Genomic DNA, 252 nt, shown 5'->3' with positions numbered 1-252 from the left:
CTGGCAAGTAACCGTTGCGAACCACGGCGCGTCGGCCATCGTCTAGTGTCTTGTCGGCGTACTGTTCAAGAAACATTGCCAGCTCGGCCTCTACGGCCTTGGTGATTAAGTCTCGCGCTCCCTTGCGGTCGGGTAGACCGGACGATTGCTCGTTCCGCCCCCCCACAGATCCGGGCATGCGCGATTGACGCACCCGGCTCCTCAATCATCAGCTTCACTGAAAGACATTCCGATGTACGATCCTTGCCTTGG

The 252-nt window shown here is 58.7% G+C and carries 1 pseudogene; it reads right to left on the bottom strand.

Annotation, left to right across the window (positions count from 1 at the left end):
* A pseudogene (locus tag M8006_RS18025) lies at nt 1–127 on the bottom strand (IS256 family transposase); the annotation flags it as partial.
* Nucleotides 128–252: the final 125 nt, after the last annotated feature.

It is taken from the genome of Halomonas llamarensis (genome assembly GCF_023555005.1).
Lineage (GTDB): Bacteria > Pseudomonadota > Gammaproteobacteria > Pseudomonadales > Halomonadaceae > Vreelandella > Vreelandella llamarensis.
This window is presented reverse-complemented; position numbering and strand designations above follow the sequence as displayed.